16 protein-coding genes are annotated in these 18117 nt (G+C 54.4%); 3 read left to right on the top strand and 13 right to left on the bottom strand.

The genetic code is table 11. The annotated features are described in order from the left end of the window. Positions 1–29: 29 nt before the first annotated feature. Positions 30–2036 (top strand): hypothetical protein, encoded by a 2007-nt coding sequence (locus B2R48_RS19950; protein WP_297003724.1) that lies wholly within the window; start codon positions 30–32, stop codon positions 2034–2036. Between the two features lie 154 nt (positions 2037–2190). Here B2R48_RS19950 and B2R48_RS19945 read toward each other — a convergent pair whose 3' ends face one another. From B2R48_RS19945 to ccsA, 11 genes are all read right to left on the bottom strand, one after another. Then, on the bottom strand, positions 2191–3015 hold the full coding sequence (locus B2R48_RS19945) for an inositol monophosphatase family protein (protein WP_297003723.1): 825 nt from the start codon (positions 3013–3015) through the stop codon (positions 2191–2193). Positions 3016–3029: 14 nt separating this feature from the next. After that, positions 3030–4361: a GTPase HflX gene (gene hflX, locus B2R48_RS19940; protein WP_414716206.1), complete on the bottom strand. Its 1332-nt coding sequence runs from the start codon at positions 4359–4361 to the stop codon at positions 3030–3032. Between the two features lie 7 nt (positions 4362–4368). Further along, positions 4369–4626: an RNA chaperone Hfq gene (hfq, locus tag B2R48_RS19935; RefSeq protein WP_008891082.1), complete on the bottom strand. Its 258-nt coding sequence runs from the start codon at positions 4624–4626 to the stop codon at positions 4369–4371. Positions 4627–4747: 121 nt separating this feature from the next. Next, complete coding sequence (locus tag B2R48_RS19930) at positions 4748–5434, bottom strand: HAD family hydrolase (protein ID WP_297003722.1); 687 nt, start codon at positions 5432–5434, stop codon at positions 4748–4750. A gap of 63 nt (positions 5435–5497) precedes the next feature. Further along, positions 5498–6877, bottom strand: a complete 1380-nt coding sequence (gene trkA / locus B2R48_RS19925) for a Trk system potassium transporter TrkA (protein ID WP_062954855.1) — start codon at positions 6875–6877, stop codon at positions 5498–5500. A gap of 42 nt (positions 6878–6919) precedes the next feature. Next, entirely contained in the window at positions 6920–8299 is a 1380-nt protein-coding gene (locus B2R48_RS19920; RefSeq protein WP_062954854.1) for a sigma-54-dependent transcriptional regulator, read from the bottom strand. Between the two features lie 47 nt (positions 8300–8346). Further along, positions 8347–10623, bottom strand: a complete 2277-nt coding sequence (locus tag B2R48_RS19915; RefSeq protein ID WP_297003721.1) for a sensor histidine kinase NtrY-like — start codon at positions 10621–10623, stop codon at positions 8347–8349. Further along, complete coding sequence (gene ntrC, locus B2R48_RS19910; RefSeq protein WP_062954852.1) at positions 10620–12068, bottom strand: nitrogen regulation protein NR(I); 1449 nt, start codon at positions 12066–12068, stop codon at positions 10620–10622. The genes B2R48_RS19915 and ntrC overlap by 4 nt, the downstream gene beginning before the upstream one ends. Then, the gene (locus tag B2R48_RS19905; RefSeq protein WP_062954851.1) at positions 12065–13210 is read right to left on the bottom strand and encodes a two-component system sensor histidine kinase NtrB; all 1146 of its coding nucleotides are present in this window, start codon (positions 13208–13210) and stop codon (positions 12065–12067) included. Before B2R48_RS19905 ends, ntrC begins: the two co-directional genes overlap by 4 nt. Before the next feature lie 56 nt (positions 13211–13266). After that, positions 13267–14277, bottom strand: coding sequence for a tRNA dihydrouridine synthase DusB (gene dusB / locus B2R48_RS19900; protein ID WP_297003720.1), 1011 nt, complete (start codon positions 14275–14277; stop codon positions 13267–13269). A 259-nt stretch (positions 14278–14536) separates the two neighbouring features. Further along, positions 14537–15343, bottom strand: a complete 807-nt coding sequence (ccsA, locus tag B2R48_RS19895; RefSeq protein WP_297003719.1) for a cytochrome c biogenesis protein CcsA — start codon at positions 15341–15343, stop codon at positions 14537–14539. 116 nt (positions 15344–15459) lie between these two features. Between ccsA and B2R48_RS19890 the strand changes: the two genes are divergently transcribed. Further along, positions 15460–16665: a bifunctional 2-C-methyl-D-erythritol 4-phosphate cytidylyltransferase/2-C-methyl-D-erythritol 2,4-cyclodiphosphate synthase gene (locus B2R48_RS19890; RefSeq protein ID WP_297003718.1), complete on the top strand. Its 1206-nt coding sequence runs from the start codon at positions 15460–15462 to the stop codon at positions 16663–16665. Positions 16666–16750: 85 nt separating this feature from the next. Here B2R48_RS19890 and B2R48_RS19885 read toward each other — a convergent pair whose 3' ends face one another. Both B2R48_RS19885 and cutA read right to left on the bottom strand, forming a co-directional pair. After that, the gene (locus B2R48_RS19885; RefSeq protein ID WP_062954848.1) at positions 16751–17314 is read right to left on the bottom strand and encodes a septation protein A; all 564 of its coding nucleotides are present in this window, start codon (positions 17312–17314) and stop codon (positions 16751–16753) included. A 62-nt stretch (positions 17315–17376) separates the two neighbouring features. Next, a complete protein-coding gene (gene cutA, locus B2R48_RS19880) occupies positions 17377–17733 on the bottom strand; it encodes a divalent-cation tolerance protein CutA (protein WP_062954847.1) in 357 nt (118 codons plus the stop codon). Positions 17734–17823: 90 nt separating this feature from the next. On the opposite strand from cutA, the gene B2R48_RS19875 reads away from it, so the two are divergent. Beyond that, positions 17824–18069 carry a hypothetical protein gene (locus B2R48_RS19875; protein WP_062954846.1) on the top strand — a complete coding sequence of 82 codons (246 nt, stop codon included), beginning with the start codon at positions 17824–17826 and terminating at the stop codon, positions 18067–18069. The last annotated feature ends 48 nt before the right edge of the window (positions 18070–18117 follow it).

The following is an 18117-nucleotide window of genomic DNA, read 5'->3' as shown; positions in this document are numbered from 1 at the left end:
GACGCACATAGCGCTACACTGGAGTGCAAATGGCCTTGAATTCTGATTACACGCCCGACACCTCCGGCTTGGAGCACCGGCACAAGCTGGAGGGTTTGCTTGATGCTGCCATCGAGCGACTGGAGCGTGCTCGCCACTTCGCCAAGGCGAGCCATCAGACGGCTGCATTGGACATTACACGTCGCCTGGGCGCTCAGCCCGGTGGCGTGGAGGCCATCTATGCCCGCATCGGCCGGCTCGACACTGCTGGCATCTTCCATGGCGGCGACTGGGAGCATCCCAAGTCGCTACAGCCGGGCCTTGCTGCCAACACCCTCTGGCAAGGTGACAAAATAACTGCGACGCTGGAATACCTCAATGAACTGCGCTTCCTCGCGGTGACCAACGGGGATTTGATACGCGACGACCTGACCGACGAACAGGCGCGCCATTTTCTGTCGCAAGTTCTGGCTCTCAACCTCAACATCTTGTTCGAAGGTTCGAGCGAGGCCGAGCGTGCACAGGAATCGGTGCTCGGGACATCGGTGCGCACGCTGTATGAATTTCTGGCCGAGCGCATTGGCCTTGAAGGTATCCTCGACGAATTGATTGCTGAAATTTGGCGTATTCTGGCGCAGAGACCAATCCAGGTCGACAGCGTCAAGGCCATGATCAGTCAAATTGCCGCGTGTATTTACAGTGAAACCGCAGAGTTGAGCGGCAAGAGCATCGGCAATGCCGGCATGGGGGCGGACCGCCTGATCAGCGCCCTGTTCGGCCCCACCCAGGGGTGTCGCGAAGATCCCGGTCTTGATGCCTATTACGAGCGTCTTTCCACCATGGACGCCAATGCCCTTGCACAAGAAGCAAGCGGTTTTGCGCGCGCCATGCACGACACAGGACTGGTCTCTCCCTATCATCCGGTGTTTTTGCGCTTTATCGCGCAAGACAATATGGATCTGATGCCCCATGCTCTTGGCCTGAGCTCCACCGGGCAAGACGCTCTGAACTGCTACCGCGATTTGGTGAAAAACCTTGTCTTGGAGGCGATCTACCCCGAAACCAGTCAAGCAGCCTACGGGCTGGCGCTATTGCTGGAGCGTGGCATTTTGTTCATGCCGCCGATTGCGCCCGGGTTCTGGCACTTTATCAGCATCCCACTGGCACCCAGCGTAGAGGAATTGGTCTCATCCGTTTACGGTACTGCACGTCCGGCCCAGGTTTTTCTGTTGGCTGGATTGCTAAACGTTATCGGCCAACCGTTCGGCGTGGGTCAAGGCAACAACCCGACCTGCCAAGCCGCGCGAGCGCTATCGATGTGGGCGCAAGACGAACCTGCGTATTTGATGCAAACGGTTGTTTGGGCCGCACGTGACGACGAAGTCGTTGTGCACTTTGAAGGGCAAGCCATATCATCGCAGAATGTGCAGGCGTTGCCCCCGCACTTGCCCCCGCGAGATGTTGACCCGGTATCGCTGATTGTCGTGCCGCATCTGGACCGGATTTATTGTGAAATGGGACGCATGTGCGCAGATCGGCCCGGTGACCCGCACCAATGGATCAACCGCGAGTTCCACGGCTGGTGGGTTGGACGCGGTTGCCGTCTCGCCGTTGACGTTCCGACCGGAAAGCTGTTTGACTACGAGGGATTCGTTCGTGACTTCGTCGCAATTTACCACCCGACCTACAACCGTAACCGCCCCCTGATCCATCCCCAACCCGCTGGCATTGCCGTAACGGACGTACGCGGTCGTTTTGTTGGCTGGCATGCGATCACAATCACTCGTGTGACGCTGGACCTGGAGCATGTCATGCGCGTCTATTTTTTCAATCCCAACAACGATAGCGGCCAAAACTGGGGCCATGACACGGTGGTGTCGACGCAAGGCAACGGCGAGCAATACGGTGAGGCATCCCTCCCTCTCGAGCAGTTTGCCTCTCGACTATATCTGTTTCACTTCGATCCCCAGGATCAATGGACACCCCAAGCGGTTAGCTCTGAACTGGTTGATGAAATAACCCGGCGCGCCCGCGAAAGCTGGGCTGAGCATCGCTGAATTTCGTGGCGTTCCTGCAATCAGAAGTGTCTTGGATGTGGAAAGCGCAAGCAACGACAATCCGCACGACATCGCCCTGGATGGCCTCGCAGAAACTCTGCCTTCCCGGAAGCTGGCGGAAAGCTATTTTGAGCTCCGATCCGCGGACCTGCCCCTAGCTAAAAAGAGGCATCAGGATTGCGTTGATTTCGGCCCAAAGTTCCTCTGAACTTGCACAAAGAAGGCCGGGTGCAGTCGCATTGGCATTGTATTCGTTATCGGCATCTGCGGTGATATAGCGCGCATACCCGCCCGCTTCACGCACCAATAGCGTGCCCGGCGCGTGGTCCCAGGGCTTGAGGATGCGATACGCACAGAAATCAAACGCCCCACGCGCCATTTCTTCATACTCAGCACCGCAGCACGAGTAATGCGCGACATCAGCAAAGAAATCGAGATGGCCGTAATGCTTGCGGATACGATCCCGCGCATAGGAAATCAAAAAACCCCTGGCATCAGATGCGTTGGTAATGTTGGAACGCACCGAAACCGGCTGATCCTTATAGCGCGTACCTGACCCCAGCTCCGCGACAGTTGCTGCCCCTTCAATCGGGTCGACAATCCATGCCGCAACGGTTTCCCCGCCCGAATAGAGGCCGACCATACAGCGAAATGGCTGTCTGTGATGGGCGAAGTTTTTGGTGCCATCAACCGGATCAATGATCCAGAAAGGATCAGCGGCCGCAAACATACGATCCTGTAAGGTCGGATCCGCATGGGCCGCTTCTTCGCCCAAGGCCCGGCTTCCCGGCAACAGGTCGGTTAGACGCCGGGTCAGAACCCGCTCGGCTTCCGTATCGGCGATGGTGACAAGATCCATTGCATGGCTCTTGGTATCGATATCTGCGTCCTCAAGCTGGCCGAAACGCGGGGCAATCTCAACAGCCGACACTTCCCGAATGATCTCGGTCACCTTGTCCATATCGACTTTGATCGCCACGCGCTTACTCCCTATCACACCAGATGAATATCAAGCCCAACCTTGGCACACCAATCCTCGAACCGGCCAACACGGGTTGTATCGACACGTACCTGAACAGAAATGCCATCCGCGCCTTCACTGCGCTTCAGTACCTCACCCTGTTCGTAAAGTCGGGCGAGTGACTTTCCGTCCGCATACGGCACGCAAAGCTCAAAAATCGGCATATCTTCGGTCAGGCGATCTTCGATCAGATCAAGCAACGAACCACAATTCGTGCCCTTATAGGCCGATATCGCGATCGTATTGTCATGGCGCGTCGCATATTCCAAGACAGCCTGCAGGTCATCGCCTTCCAGCTGATCAATCTTGTTAAGTGCCTCGACCAGTTCTTCACCGTCAATCGCCTTCTGAAGCCCAAGCTCCTTAAGGACTTCAAGTACATCCAGCTTTTGCTCTTCGGTTTCAGGCGAAGAGGCATCGCGTACATGCACAATCAGGTCGGCTTCCAGCACTTCTTCAAGCGTTGCACGGAAAGCCGCGACAAGATCATGCGGCAGATCAGACACAAACCCCACGGTATCGGACAGGATCACCTTGCGACCACTTGGCAGGATCAGCCCCCGCATGGTCGGATCAAGCGTCGCGAACAGCATGTCTTCGGCAAACACCTCGGACACGGTCAACTGGTTAAACAGCGTCGATTTTCCGGCGTTGGTGTAACCGACAAGCGCGACAATCGGATAAGGCACCCGACGGCGGGCTTCACGATGAAGCTCACGCGTACGTTTGACTTCCTCAAGCTCACGACGGAGCTTGGCCAGCTTGTCACCGATAAGACGCCGGTCAATCTCGATTTGGCGTTCACCAGGACCGGCAAGGAAGCCTCGACCACCACGCTGACGCTCAAGGTGCGTCCACGTCCGTACAAGGCGGGATCGCTGATAGCTCAGCAGTGCCAGTTGCACCTGCAAGCGGCCTTCACGGGTCCGAGCACGATCGGCAAAGATTTCAAGGATCAGGCCGGTTCGGTCGATGACCTTGCATTTCCATTCACGTTCCAGGTTACGTTGCTGGATCGGGGTGAGAATGCCGTTGATCATCACAATGTCGGCGTCTTCTGCCTTGATTTGCAAACCAAGACGTTCAGTAACGCCCTTGCCAAACAAGGTGGAAGGACGCAACTTTGCGATGGGCACAATTTCTGCGCCCACCACTTCAAAATCAAGAGCACCCGTCAAACTGATCGCTTCTTCCAAACGTGATGAAGCGTCGCGCCAAGTCCCGGTCGGGTCTGCGCGTTTTAGTTCCGGGTGGAAAACCAGGACCCGGGGAGACTCTGGCGTATCGCCGCCCCCCGAAGTCAGAGACTCGTCAGCTATTTTCTTCTTCCGTCGCAGGCTGGCTCGGATCAAACAGCTTGATTGGTGTCGTCGGCATTACCGTCGAAATCGCGTGTTTGTAAACGAGCTGGGTATGAGCATCGCGCCGCAGCAAAACAGAGAAATTGTCAAACCAGGTAATGATGCCCTGCAATTTGACTCCGTTGACCAGAAACACGGTAACCGGCGTTTTGTTTTTACGGCAATAGTTCAGAAAGACGTCCTGAACATTTTGTGATTTTTCCGCCATTGGTTAGACCTAGCCTTCTTTTATGAGCGTTTTTTTGGTTTCGGGCGGCCAAGGAAAATGTGGAACCGTCGACTTTCAGGTCTGTCACGATTCCGGCCCCATTTTTAATGACCTGAGTGAACTATAAGACGTTCGAGAAGCTTTTTACAACCCTTACAAGCGCCCCGCAATCCGCGAAATGCCAATCAGGGCTAAGAGTCGCGGAATTCTGCGTGTCACTGTGACCGGTTATTTCATCGCCAATCAGAATTGCAGTCGCTCCGACATTGCGTGCGCACTCAATATCGACCGCGCTGTCCCCCACAAACCACAGATTCTCATATTGCGGTGCCGAAGAGTCGCCCATTGCCATATGGACCGGATCGGGTGCAGGCTTATCCTTTTCGGCATCGGTTGCGCCGACAATCTGACCAAACAACGACGTCCATCCAAGGTGATCGACCTCCTTACGCAGGAAGTCGCCATTCTTGTTGCTGACCACCCCGATATAAGTTCCGTTATCACGCAGCGCACACAACAGGTCGTGCGCCCCGGCAAGTGGTTGCAGGGTTTGGAGATGAATGGATTGGAAGTGGCCATAGAAACTGTCTTTGGCATCCAGCCAGCGATCCTCACCAAACAGAACAGGAAAACTGTCGCGCATCGAGCGCGCGACACGCTGTTTGGTCTCTGCAATCGACCAACGCTCCAGACCAAATTCCTCAAAGGTCATGTTAAGCGCCGTCTGAATAGTCCCCCAGCTGTCCACAAGGGTGTTATCCCAGTCAAAGAGGACGGCTTTGGGCGGATCGGGCAATTGATCAGACATTTGAACTTCCGGTGGCTGGCTGCATGACGATTTGTATGAGGAATAAGCTAACCGCCTGCCCGATCAGAAGTATTCCAGTCGGACAGCGAACATCTTTTCAACCTTTTTGATCTGCTCGGACCCTGCAAATACCACGATACGGTCATTGGCTTCGATCACAGTATTGGCGCGCGGCATCACAACCTCGCCATCCCGCAGGATTGCACCAAACACAACACTGGCGGGCATAGAGATGTCCTTGATTGCCTTGCCGACGATCGGTGCCGTTTCCAGTGCTTCTGCCTCAAGCACCTCGCCAAATCCCTCTGACAGACTGTGAACAGCCCGAATGCGACCACGACGCACATGGTGCAGAATGGTCGACACCGTTGTCATACGCGGACTGATCACGACATCCACGCCGAGCTCGGAAACCAGCGAGTTATAGGTGCTTTTGTTAATCAGCGTTAGTGCGCGCGGGCAACCATAACGCTTGGCCAGAAGAGATGCCAAAATATTGGTTTCATCGTCATTGGTCAGGGCAACAACAGCCTCGGCATTGCCGACATTGGCTTCTTCGAGAAGTTCCGGATCAAGAACATCACCACGCAGAACAACGCTTTTCTTTGGCAGTTTCTGTGCGACAAAGCGCGCACGCTCCGGATCGGCCTCGACCAGCCGGGTCGTGACGCCGGGGAAGTTTTTATTGATTTCCTCTGCGAGGAACAGTGCAATATTGCCGCCACCGAAAATCACAATACGGCGGGCTTCGGGGTCTTCATGCCCGAAAGCAGACATGGCGCGATCCACCTGATCACCCGAGACCGCCAGATATACAAGGTCACCTGCCAACATCTGGTCATCACCCTTGGGATAGACCGCTTTGTCACCACGGATCATACCAAGGATCGAGATATTCAGATCCGGGAACAGTTGATGAAGCTGACGCAGGGGGGTGTTGATCACCGGGCAGTCGTCGCTGCACCGAATACCAAGGATTTTGACCTTGTCATCGGCAAACGGGATCATATCAAACGCACCGGGGGCCTGCAGGCGGCGCGCAACCGCGCGTGCAACTTCCATTTCCGGCGAAATCACCACATCAATCGGCAGCTTTTCCCGGCCAAACAGGCTGGCCCATTCCGGCTGGAGATAGGTCTGGCTTCTGATACGCGCAATCTTGGTCGGGACGTTAAACAGCGAATGCGCGACCTGACAGGCTGTCATGTTGACTTCATCGGCAAAGGTCACGGCGATGAGCATGTCGGCCTCTTCGGCGCCGGCCTGCTGAAGCACATCCGGGTGCGACCCGAACCCGATAATGCCCTTGACTTCGAGCGTATCGGAAATCTTGCGTACCAGTTCTTCGGACTGGTCGATCACGGTTACATCATTGTTTTCCGCAGCCAGATATTTGGCAATGTGGAAGCCCACCTGCCCGGCGCCACAAATGATGACCTTCATTTCGAATTCTCCCGTTCACAACAGTCCCGGGTGATCGTGAGCCTATTGCCCACTTACACCAAGGCTTTTCAGCTTGCGATGCAAGGCTGAACGTTCCATGCCGACAAAGCTTGCCGTTTTGGAAATATTCCCGCCAAAACGATCAATCTGTGTCTGGAGATATTCTTTTTCAAACATCTCACGCGCTTCGCGCAGCGGCAATGCCATGATTTCACTGGTCTTGTCAAAACTTAGCGACGTCGGCACGTCAGAAAACAGCTCGGATGGCAACATCTTGCCACTGATCAGGTCCACCTTGTCTTCGTCGTCCGGTGCCATGATCATCAGTCTTTCAATCACGTTCCGCAACTGACGAACGTTTCCTGGCCAGTCATAGGCATGAAGGGTTGCCATTGCTTCGGGAGAAAGCTTTCTTTTCGGAAGGCCCGTCGCGTCAGCATAACGATCCAGGAACATTTCCGCCAGAACCGGAATATCGTCGCGGCGCTGCTGCAAGGACGGCACTTCGAGCGGCACAACATTCAGGCGGTAATAAAGGTCCTGTCTGAATTTTTGCTCTTCTATCCGTTGTTCAAGATCGCGCGCGGTTGTTGCAACAACACGCACATCCACATTGACCGGCACCGAGCCACCAACACGTTCAAATGTCTGATCCTGCAAAACGCGGACGATTTTACCTTGGGTTTCAAGCGGCATGTCCGCGACTTCGTCCAGCAACAAAGTCCCGCCATGGGCCAGTTCAAGTACCCCGGTGCGCGCTTCGCGATCGGCTGTCGCGACCGCCCCAAACAGCGATTCTTCCATGGTATCGGGAGAAATATTTGCGCAATTCAAAACCACAAACGGGGCTTCGGCGCGTGCAGATTTCTGATGAATCAGGCGCGCGACCACTTCCTTGCCCGAGCCCGCAGGCCCATGGATCAAAACCCGGCTACCCGTTCGCGCCACACGGTCGACCGATTGGCGCAAATTATTCAAAACTGATGATTTACCGACAAGTTCTGTATCCCCGCCTGCACGTAGCGTGAGTTCGCGGTTTTCGCGGCGCAGTCGTGCATCATCAATGGCGCGTTCCACCACCATCAACAAACGGTCAGTATTAAATGGCTTTTCGATGAAGTCATACGCCCCGATACGCGACGCCTCGAGCGCAGTTTCAATGTTGCCGTGCCCGGAAATCATGACCACCGGAACTTCGCTGTGCTCACGCTTGATCAGTTTCAGGGTCTCAATGCCGTCATGGTCACTCTCATCCATCCAGATATCAAGAACCACAAGGCTCGGCCTGCGCGCTGCAACCTCGGACAGCGCGCCCTGACTTGATCCTGCCTGGCGGGTTGTATAGCCCTCGTCTTCGAGGATGCCGGAGATCAGAGCCCGGATATCTTCTTCATCGTCGACAATAAGAATGTCGTGCGCCATGTCGTGACCAAATCAATCTTTTTATTGTTGCGATTTTGACAATCAAATCAATTGTCTAAGGAATTTTCGTCCGGCGACGTGTCATCGCCTCCGGCGCTGACAACTTTTGGGAAAGATAGCGTAATCGTTGCTCCGTTTTCAACGCCGTCAGAGAGTATAAGCTCTCCGCCATGGTCTTCCATGATTTTCTTTACGATGGCCAGACCAAGCCCGGTACCCTTCGACCGAGTGGTCACGTAGGGCTCGGTCAAACGTTCCCGATGCTCAACCGGAAGCCCCTTGCCATTATCCGAAACAGCCACAAAAACGCGCTGATTGTCGGGCGATGTCGCCACCGAAATTTCGATCTTGCCGCGCGGCAGCTCGCCGTTTTCCGGCTTTTGCCGGCCTTCGATGGCTTCCGCAGCGTTTTTTAGGGTGTTGATCAAGCACTGGTTAACCTGATGCGCATCACAGGAAATTTGCACGTTTTCAATTCCACTGCGATCAAAGTCGTAAGTGATGTTGCTATGCGCCTGTTTTTGCAGGAACACAGCACTGTTCACCAGTTCACCAAGGTTTTCCAGTCGCATCTTCGGTGATGGCATGCGCGCGAAGCTGGAAAACTCATCAACCATCCGCCCAATGTCAGACACTTGTCTGATGATGGTGTCGGTGCATGTCTTGAAGACTTCCTGATCATCATTGATCTGCTTTAGATAGCGGCGTTTCAAGCGCTCGGCCGAAAGCTGGATCGGTGTCAGCGGGTTCTTGATTTCGTGCGCAATACGCCGCGCGACATCTGCCCATGCCGCCATTCGCTGGGCTGTTTGCAGTTCGGTAACATCGTCGAATGTAACGACATAGCCGAAAACAGTTCCGTCATCAGCCCATTCTGCCGTTACGCGCGCCATCAGCGTCAGAATAACGCCATCACGGCGAATTTCGATCTGACGTGGCTTGCTGCGATCGCCATCCCGGCCAAGATCATCAAACAACGGCAGGAATTCAGGTATGACTTCTGTCAGTTCCTGTGCCAGGAAGCCTTCAAGATCAATCCCCAGAAGATCAGATGCACTGCGATTGGGAAGATCAATCCGGCGTTCGGGATCAAGGCCGATCACCCCTGCTGTAACACCGCCAAGAATGGCCTCTGTAAAGCGACGTCGTTCATCATTAAGGCGATTGGCCGCAATCAGTTCATTTCGCTGCGTTTCAAGCTGTGCCGTCATTCGGTTAAAGGCACGGCCCAAGGCTTCAAGCTCATCACCCTGCCCGTCCAGCGGCACTCGGAATGACAAGTCACCATCGCGAACGCGTTCTGCACCGGTTATCAGTTGGGAAACAGGCTGAACAAGTCGGGTGGCAACCATCAGGCCCAGCGTTACAGCCGCCAGAAGCAACACCACCGAAATCAGAACGAAGATCATCACAAAGGTGATCACGATCCCGGACCGCTCACCCTCCAGACTTTCATAGGCATCAACCGCACGCCGTGCCTTGTCGATACGATCCAGAACGTTGGGATCGACAAATCGTCCGACAAGCAGATATGCATCAATAAAACTGGGAACCTTTGCAATCGCACGGATACGATTGTCGCTAGACCCGATCATCAAAACGACGTCTTTCTCGCGCGCATCGTCCAGGACTTCGGGCGGCACGGAAGCCTGATTGGTATCATAGGAAAAACTGTATTCCGACTGGGCGATGATCCGACCGGTTCCGTCGATCAACATGACTTCCGGCAAGCCACGCGCAAGCGCCTGGTCGGTCAAAAGATTGGCAATTCGATCCGTACTGGTCGAGAAATTCACCCCAAAACGCTGCAAATCGCTTGTTGTCGCCAGGGCGTCGGCACGGATCAGTTCCTGATGCTCGCGCAAATAGGCATCAGCAATCACCATGCTTTCTTCAACCGCCGTTCTGATGCGGTCACTAAACCAACCCTGAATACCAAAATGCAGAAAGAGTGCAGAAAAAATGGCCACGACAATCGCCGGTGTTACCGCCACCAGCGAGAACATCAACACCATCCGGGTGTGCAGCTTTGCGCCCGCGACACCGCGTCGACGCTCCATCCATATCTGGACAAGCTTGCGCGCCACCAATGTTGCCAGAAGCAAGACCAACACAAGGTCAATATTCAGCAACAGCAAGATAAGACGTGGATCCGGGCGGAATGGCGCCGTCCCCGTCATGGCCAGATAGGTCGCAGTAACCGAAATCAGGGCCGCTGTTACCAATCCGACCGCAAAGCGTCGTGACTGGCCCAGCCGCCCCAGAAACCGTACAAAGCCCGACCGCAAGAACCGGTTGGAGATCGAACGGTCGGTATTGTTCATTTCGTGCCCCTGACGACTTCCAATCCAAGATCGCGGATTTTCTTGCGCAATGTATTGCGGTTCAAACCAAGTACTTCTGCTGCCTTGACCTGATTTCCACGCGTTGCTTCAAGTGTCACATTCAAAAGCGGACGTTCCATTTCACGCAAGATACGATCATACAGCCCGTTGGCCGGCAGATCGTCATCATGGGCGTCAAAATACTCGCGCACATGGCGTTCTATGGACTCCGAAAGCGACTGTGGCTCTGCACTTGGGGCAGCTTCGCTGACATTGTTCTCGGAAAACTCGGTTTCGATGACATCCACACCGATCACATCATGCGAATAAAGCGCTGTCAGACGCCGCACCATGTTTTCAAGTTCACGGATGTTACCCGGCCAGCGATGGGCTTTCAGGCGCGCCATGGCTTCGGCGGACAAGGTTTTACGTGGCAAACCTTCTTCGCTTGCCTGCATCAGGAAGTGATTGACCAGTTCCGGAATGTCTTCCAGCCGTTCACGCAGCGACGGCAGACGGATTGGCACGACATTGAGGCGATAGAATAAATCTTCGCGGAATGTGCCTTCACGGATCAGTTTACGCAGGTCACGGTGGGTTGCGGCAACAATGCGCACATTCACCCGGATTGGCGTTCGCCCACCAACGCGGGTATATTCACCTTCCTGCAAGACACGCAGCAAACGTGTTTGCGCCTCAAGCGGCATGTCGCCGATTTCATCAAGGAACAGGGTGCCGCCTTCGGCCTGCTCAAACCGTCCGACCTTGCGCTCATTTGCACCGGTAAAGGCGCCCTTTTCGTGGCCGAAAAGCTCGCTTTCAATCAGTTCGCGCGGGATGGCAGCCATGTTGATCGCAACGAAAGGTCCATGGCGACGACCGCCATATTCATGCAGTGCGCGCGCAACAAGTTCCTTGCCCGTTCCGCTTTCACCCGTGACCATCACGGTCAGGTCGGTATTCATCAGCCGGGCAAGCGCACGATAGATTTCCTGCATTGCCGGCGAACGACCGATCAATGGCAGGCGATCATCGCCCTCTTCGTCCTCTTCCTCGCCCTTCTCGCTTTCTTGCGGCGTCTCAAGTGCCCGATCAACAATCCCCATCAACTCATTGAGGTCAAATGGTTTTGGCAGGTATTCAAATGCGCCGCGCTGGGCTGCTTTTACCGCGGTCATCAAGGTGTTCTGGGCGCTCATGACGATCACGCGAAGATCTGGGCGCAGCTTGCGAATACGCGGCACCATATCAAGGCCGTTCTCGTCGGGCATCATGACATCGGTAATCACAAGGTCGCCGTCCCCGTCGGCGATCCAGTCCCAAAGGGTACGGCCATGGCCGGTACTGCGGACTTCATGCCCCTGACGCGACAATGCCTGCGTCAGGACAGTGCGAATGGCCCGATCATCGTCGGCAACCAGAATTCTCGCAGGGCTGGTACTCATGCGGTTTCTTCCCTGTTTTTGATTATGACCGGGTCAGATGCCCCTTCGGCCAGTGCCCGATTGTATATCGGCAGCATGATTTGAAACTCTGCGCCTCCCCCAGGCACATCTTTCACTTCAATCACACCACCATGGTCATTGATAATTTTCGCAACCAGCGCAAGGCCAAGCCCCGAACCGGTCGGCTTTGTTGTGACAAACGGGTCAAACAGACTTTCACGCATGTCTTGCGGAATGCCCGGGCCGTTGTCACGCACCGATACCACAAGTGGCAAATGAACACGTGCATCACCGCCAGCAACGGCAAGTCGGACGCCATGCTGATAACGTGTCGAAATGGTGATTTTGCCATCCTTGGGATCAACCGCCTCGCCGGCGTTCTTAATCAGGTTAAGGAACACCTGAACAAGCTGATCGCGATTGCCAAATACCGGCGGCAAGGACGGATCGTAAATTTCCTCGAAGGTCAGGTTCTTGCCAAACCCGTTTTCTGCCAAACGACGCACATGTTCGAGCACAGTATGGATATTAACTGCCCCACGCTCCAGCGGCTTGTCGGAGAAAATCTCCATCCGGTCAACCAGCTCAACAATCCTGTCCGCCTCATCGCAAATCAGACGTGTCAAGACGCGGTCATCTTCGTTGCTGGTTTGCTCAAGCAACTGGGCTGCACCACGAATACCCGAAAGCGGGTTTTTGATTTCGTGGGCCAGAATCGCCGCCATTGCGCTGACAGACCGGGCCGAATTCCGGCTCAGCAACTGGTTGTCGATTTTTTGGGCGATGGATCGCGGCTCAAAGGTCAAAACTGCACATTCGCTGTCGTCGGGCATCGACCCCACAGTTAGGTTGACCGTGTGTTTGCCAATCTTGGGGCTTTCGATCAGCAGATTGTGGTCGGCAACCAGGGTTGCCTCATCAACGGCCTGCTTGATCAAGGAGAATACCGGGCTGTCCTGCGGGATAAAGTCCGTCAGATTACTGCGGCACAACACGCTTGAGCTCGTGTTGAACAGCTGCTCAGTCGCCTGATTGACGAACTTGATCTTGCCATCCCTGTTGGCGACGACAACAGCACTGGCAATGGCGTTTAGAACGCCGGTCGGGTCAACCCCATTGCCTTTTCCAAATCCCAGTCTCATGCATATCTTCCCCGACGACGTGTTTTGACCGTCGCCATATTATTGTTATGAAGCGATCAGGCTGCTTCCTGATCCAGTTTGATTTTGGTTTCGATCAAAGGTTCGTAAAATGCCCGAACCTGATCTTTAACTTCTGCCGGATCATCCAACACATTGACAACACGACGGAATTCCGTCGCGTTCCGCAAGCTGTTGCAATACCATGCCAGATGCTTGCGGGCGATCCGAACACCCTGACGTCCATGATGCTCAATCATCGCGTCATAGTGACGCAGGATGGTTTCAAGCTGAACCTCAAGCCCAGGTGACGGAAGTTTTTGACCGGTTTTGAGATAATTAGAAACCTGTGCAAGGAACCACGGGCGCCCTTGCGCACCACGGCCAATCATAACGCCGTCGGCGCCAGACCGATCCAGAAGTTCCTTGGCATCTTCCTCGCTGTTGACATCCCCATTGCCCAGAACAGGGATTGATACCGCATCTTTCACCAGTGCGATCGCATCCCAGTCAGCTTCACCCTTATAGAACTGGCAACGCGTGCGACCATGGATGGTCAGCATCGCAATCCCGAGATCCTCGGCAATGCGGGCCAATGCCGGGGCATTACGGTTGTCATCATCCCAGCCCAGACGCATTTTAAGCGTCACTGGCACTGAAACCGCGTCAACAGTCGCCTTGATAATGTCTGCGGCCAACTTTTCATCGCGCATCAGGGCCGACCCGGCATACCCCTTGGTCACCTTTTTGGCCGGACACCCCATATTGATGTCAATGATCATGGCGCCGCGGGCCTCGTTCATCCTGGCCGTTTCAGCCATTTCTTCGGGCTCGGTGCCAGCAAGTTGAACAGAAAGCGGGCTTTCGGCCGCGCAATCGCCATTCATTTTGCGGACTTCCTTCTCATGTCGCTGTATGCGGGTCATGGCATCGGACGCAATCATTTCGGACACAACAAGATGTCCGCCAAAATGGCGCACCTGCTGCCGAAACGGAAGGTCAGTCACACCTGACATGGGTGCCAGCACAACATTCTCTGGCACATGTACAGAACCGATCTGCAATGACATGAAGGAATTCCAATTGCCTAAAACTTGGGCAGATTAATAAAACTGGGCACGACATGCAACAACTCTCGGCGCATCCGCGCAAATTCGTAGCGTCAAACCTGATAATTCGAAGAAAAACCGTGGAAAATTCAACCGAGTTAAACGCGTCCGGCCCCCGGAGACCGATCAGCGACCCTGATTTATGACTAGCAATTATGCATACATAACCAAAGTGATCGCAAAAATTGGGCAACAGAACTACAAACCAACGGTTTGCGGACTAGCCTACGATATAGCCGGTCACCAATCGAACACCCGGAAATGCCAAGGTGAGAAGCAGCCAGGCACCAAGCACGAAACGCACTGCCATTCTGCCGCGCAAGGTTGATCGTTCGTGGATAAAGATCAGAATGCAGATGGTCGCAAAGCCAAGCAAGGTTAGCAGCATCTTGTGGTCAATCTCCCACAGGCTGTGGCCTTCGACGTACCGTAATGCAAAACCTGATATAATCCCGATGATCAGCACCCATGCCGACCATTTCAAAAAGCCGACCAACATGTATTCACTGTCACGCAATGGCGGCAAACGTCGGCTCCAGCGGGTTGGTTTGCGCTTTTTAAGGGCATATTCCTGAACCACATAGGCCATCGCGGCAATGGCTGCCAAAGTAACCAGCGCATAGGTGATCAGTGAACTGCCGATATGGGCCCAAAGCCAACCGGAATAGAGTGCAGGCCCATTCACTGTTTTAGGGTCGTTATCGCCAATAAGGCGGAAGATTGCGGCTAAAATAGCGAAAAGAAGCAGGTAACCGCCAATGTAGCCTGCCAGCCGCCATACTTGATGGGGGCCCTTGCAAATTACCAGCCCGCCAAAAATCATGATCACGGTCAGTTCCGACCAATGCAACGCCGCTGCGAAACCGCGCGACTGGACTTCCTCGCCGGTAACGCCCAACAAAACCATTGTGCCCAATGCCGCCAGACAAATCGATGCGTATAGCCAAACGTCCCGACGTGGTTCAGCACGCATGATCTGCCCGGTCAGGGGCAACAGGGCAAGGATATGGATATATGCAGCAAGCATCTTGGAACCCATCTTGGTCTTAGGGGCACGAAACGCCCCCGATATTGCATTTGCCGACTTGGCAAAACCCTCGCAGAAAGATAGCCTGCGGCGCAATTCAGACAAGCCATGGCATTATGTTTATGACCCAAAAAACAGGCGTTGTCATCGTTGCTGCCGGCAGCGGTAGCAGATTTGGCGACCCAATACCAAAACAATATCACATGCTTGGCGGCAAAAGCATTCTTGCGCACTGCATTGAATGTTTTGCACGACATACCGATCCCGACCTTATTCAGGTGGTCTACAATCCGGCGCATCAAAGCTGGTATGAAAGCGCAACCGCGTCTTTGGGCGAGACAATTTCACTGCCCGCGCCGGTGGCGGGTGGCGACACAAGACAGCAATCGGTCCTCAACGGATTGCGCGCACTCGCGATCAAGGCGCCCGATAGTGTGTTGATCCATGATGCAGCACGCCCGGGCATTTCCGATGACGTCATTGATCGGGTCACGACGGCACTTAAGACCCATTCCGGTGCGATACCGACCCTGCCTGTGGCAGACACCATCAAGCAGACCGACACAAACGGAGTGATTACCCGCACCATTCCCCGTGATAGCCTTAAGCGGGCGCAAACACCGCAAGGGTTTGAATTCAATATCATATTGGCGGCCCACGAGAAATTCGAAGGTCAGGAATTTACCGATGACGCTGCCCTGCTTGAAGCTATGGAGCTGGATGTAATCTGCGTCGCGGGCACCACCAACAATGACAAAATCACCCATCGTGATGATTTTGGTCGCGCGCAAAGCTGGGCGGATTTTGATAACAAGGAAACAGCGCACATGTCGCAAGAAGAATACCGGGCTGGCACTGGATTTGATGTTCACCGCTTTGCCCCGGGTGATCATTGTATCCTGTGCGGCGTTAAAGTCCCCCACACCGCCCGCCTGGAGGGCCACTCCGACGCAGATGTCGGCTTGCACACACTGACCGATGCCATTCTTGGTGCGATCGGCGAAGGCGACATTGGCCAGCACTTCCCGCCAAGTGACATGCAATGGAAAGGTGCTGCGTCCGACATCTTCCTCAAACATGCGGCGGACCTTGTGCGCAAGCGTGACGGACGGATTGTGAATGTCGACGTGACACTGATTTGCGAACGCCCGAAAATCGGGCCGTACACGCCAGCAATGCGTCAAAAGGTTGCCGAAATCCTCGAGATTGATGTCGACCGGGTCAATGTCAAAGCCACCACGACCGAACGGCTCGGCTTTACCGGACGCGAAGAAGGCATTGCGGCACAGGCCGCCGTCAGCATCGCCCTTCCGATCAGCTAGTCAGACCGACCATCAACAAATAACAAGGGCAGGATCATCATCCTGCCCTTTGTTTTTTCAACGTTATCTGGACACCACCGAGGTCCTACGACGCCGCCTCGCCGCCTTCTTCTTCAGGCAGCTGGTGCTTCATCAAAACCGGCACCTGTGCCATGCCAAACACCATGGTGATCGGCATGATCCCCCAGACCTTGAATGCCACCCACGTATCGGTCGAGAAATTCCGCCAGACGATTTCATTGACGACGGCCAGAAACACAAAGAAGAACGCCCAGCGCCAGGTCAGGATGCGCCACCCTTCGTCGGTCGCCTTGAATGCGCTTTCCAGAACCAGCTTCAGGAACAATTTCCCTGCTGCAAGGCCGACAAACAGGATGCTGGCGAACAAAAGGTTCACAATGGTCGGCTTGATCTTGATAAACAGTTCGTCATCAAGATACAGCGTCAAGCCGCCAAACACGATGACAAACACCCCGCCAATCAACGGCATGACCGGAATGGTACGCGCCAGCGCATAAGATGTTGCAAGGGCAACAACCGTCGCAACAACAAAAACAGCGGTTGCCGTCATCAGATTGGTCGTCGCGTTGACGCCGAAAAACAGGATCAACGGCCCCATCTCGAGGGCCATTTTGGTTAGGTGATTCATTAACTCGTATCATCCAAGGACTAAATTTGCGCCATCCTAGGCGCCATGTCTTCCAGATGCAATCACATCAGCCGTGATCTTGATCCCAGCTGGGTTTGCAACCACGAAACATAGTCATGATTCCCCCTTCCCAAAGGCAGCTCCAGGATGCAGGGAACTTCATAGGGATGATGATCCTCGACCCATTGTGCCAGTTCAAAGGCCGTCGTTTTTGATGTTTTCAGAATGACGACGACTTCGCTTTCTTCCTCGACATCGCCATCCCACTCATAGATCGCTGTCATTTGCGGCAATACATTCGCACAGGCCGCCAGCTTCTCGCGGATCGCCCCACCTGCAATCACCCGCGCGATCTCCATGTCAGGCACCGTGATATACAGAAATGACATCTCGCTTGGTTGGAACTCTTCTGGCGTCATTGCGATTGCTCCATGGTTGATTATCCGTCACACTGACCAACATCTAATGTTTGTATCACCAATCATATCATAACGGTGCGGGGAGTACCGATGGCGGGGAAAAAACATTCGAAACCGACAGACGTGCAACTTGAATGGCTACGTCGCGGGCTAAGCCAGCCCGGCGGCAAATTGCCGTTGTTCGATGGCAACGGCAAACAGATCAGCGAGAAAACAGTTCGAAGCTGCATTGATCATGGTTGGGCAGCACCCTGGTTTGACAATCCGGTCAAGCCGGACTGGCTGATCTGCAAATTGACAGATGAAGGGCGTCGTGTCGCCAGCGCGGGCGCCTAATACCGCCATGAACTCCTGCTTTTCGCACACATTGGGATCAAAATCCGC

This window comes from Thalassospira sp. UBA848, assembly GCF_002295455.1.
In the GTDB taxonomy this organism is placed as follows: domain Bacteria; phylum Pseudomonadota; class Alphaproteobacteria; order Rhodospirillales; family Thalassospiraceae; genus Thalassospira.
This window is presented reverse-complemented; position numbering and strand designations above follow the sequence as displayed.

Bases quoted from the DNA above. Each gene is read 5' to 3' on its own strand.
- B2R48_RS19920 (WP_062954854.1), bottom strand. From the start codon at position 8,299: ATGGCGCACGACATTCTTATTGTCGACGATGAAGAAGATATCCGGGCT.
- B2R48_RS19915 (WP_297003721.1), bottom strand. From the start codon at position 10,623: ATGAACAATACCGACCGTTCGATCTCCAACCGGTTCTTGCGGTCGGGC.
- dusB (WP_297003720.1), bottom strand. From the start codon at position 14,277: ATGTCATTGCAGATCGGTTCTGTACATGTGCCAGAGAATGTTGTGCTG.
- B2R48_RS19950 (WP_297003724.1), top strand. From the start codon at position 30: ATGGCCTTGAATTCTGATTACACGCCCGACACCTCCGGCTTGGAGCAC.
- B2R48_RS19885 (WP_062954848.1), bottom strand. From the start codon at position 17,314: ATGAATCACCTAACCAAAATGGCCCTCGAGATGGGGCCGTTGATCCTG.
- hfq (WP_008891082.1), bottom strand. From the start codon at position 4,626: ATGGCGGAAAAATCACAAAATGTTCAGGACGTCTTTCTGAACTATTGC.
- B2R48_RS19930 (WP_297003722.1), bottom strand. From the start codon at position 5,434: ATGTCTGATCAATTGCCCGATCCGCCCAAAGCCGTCCTCTTTGACTGG.
- B2R48_RS19875 (WP_062954846.1), top strand. From the start codon at position 17,824: ATGGCGGGGAAAAAACATTCGAAACCGACAGACGTGCAACTTGAATGG.
- ccsA (WP_297003719.1), bottom strand. From the start codon at position 15,343: ATGCTTGCTGCATATATCCATATCCTTGCCCTGTTGCCCCTGACCGGG.
- trkA (WP_062954855.1), bottom strand. From the start codon at position 6,877: ATGAAGGTCATCATTTGTGGCGCCGGGCAGGTGGGCTTCCACATTGCC.
- B2R48_RS19905 (WP_062954851.1), bottom strand. From the start codon at position 13,210: ATGAGACTGGGATTTGGAAAAGGCAATGGGGTTGACCCGACCGGCGTT.
- ntrC (WP_062954852.1), bottom strand. From the start codon at position 12,068: ATGAGTACCAGCCCTGCGAGAATTCTGGTTGCCGACGATGATCGGGCC.
- cutA (WP_062954847.1), bottom strand. From the start codon at position 17,733: ATGACGCCAGAAGAGTTCCAACCAAGCGAGATGTCATTTCTGTATATC.
- B2R48_RS19890 (WP_297003718.1), top strand. From the start codon at position 15,460: ATGTTTATGACCCAAAAAACAGGCGTTGTCATCGTTGCTGCCGGCAGC.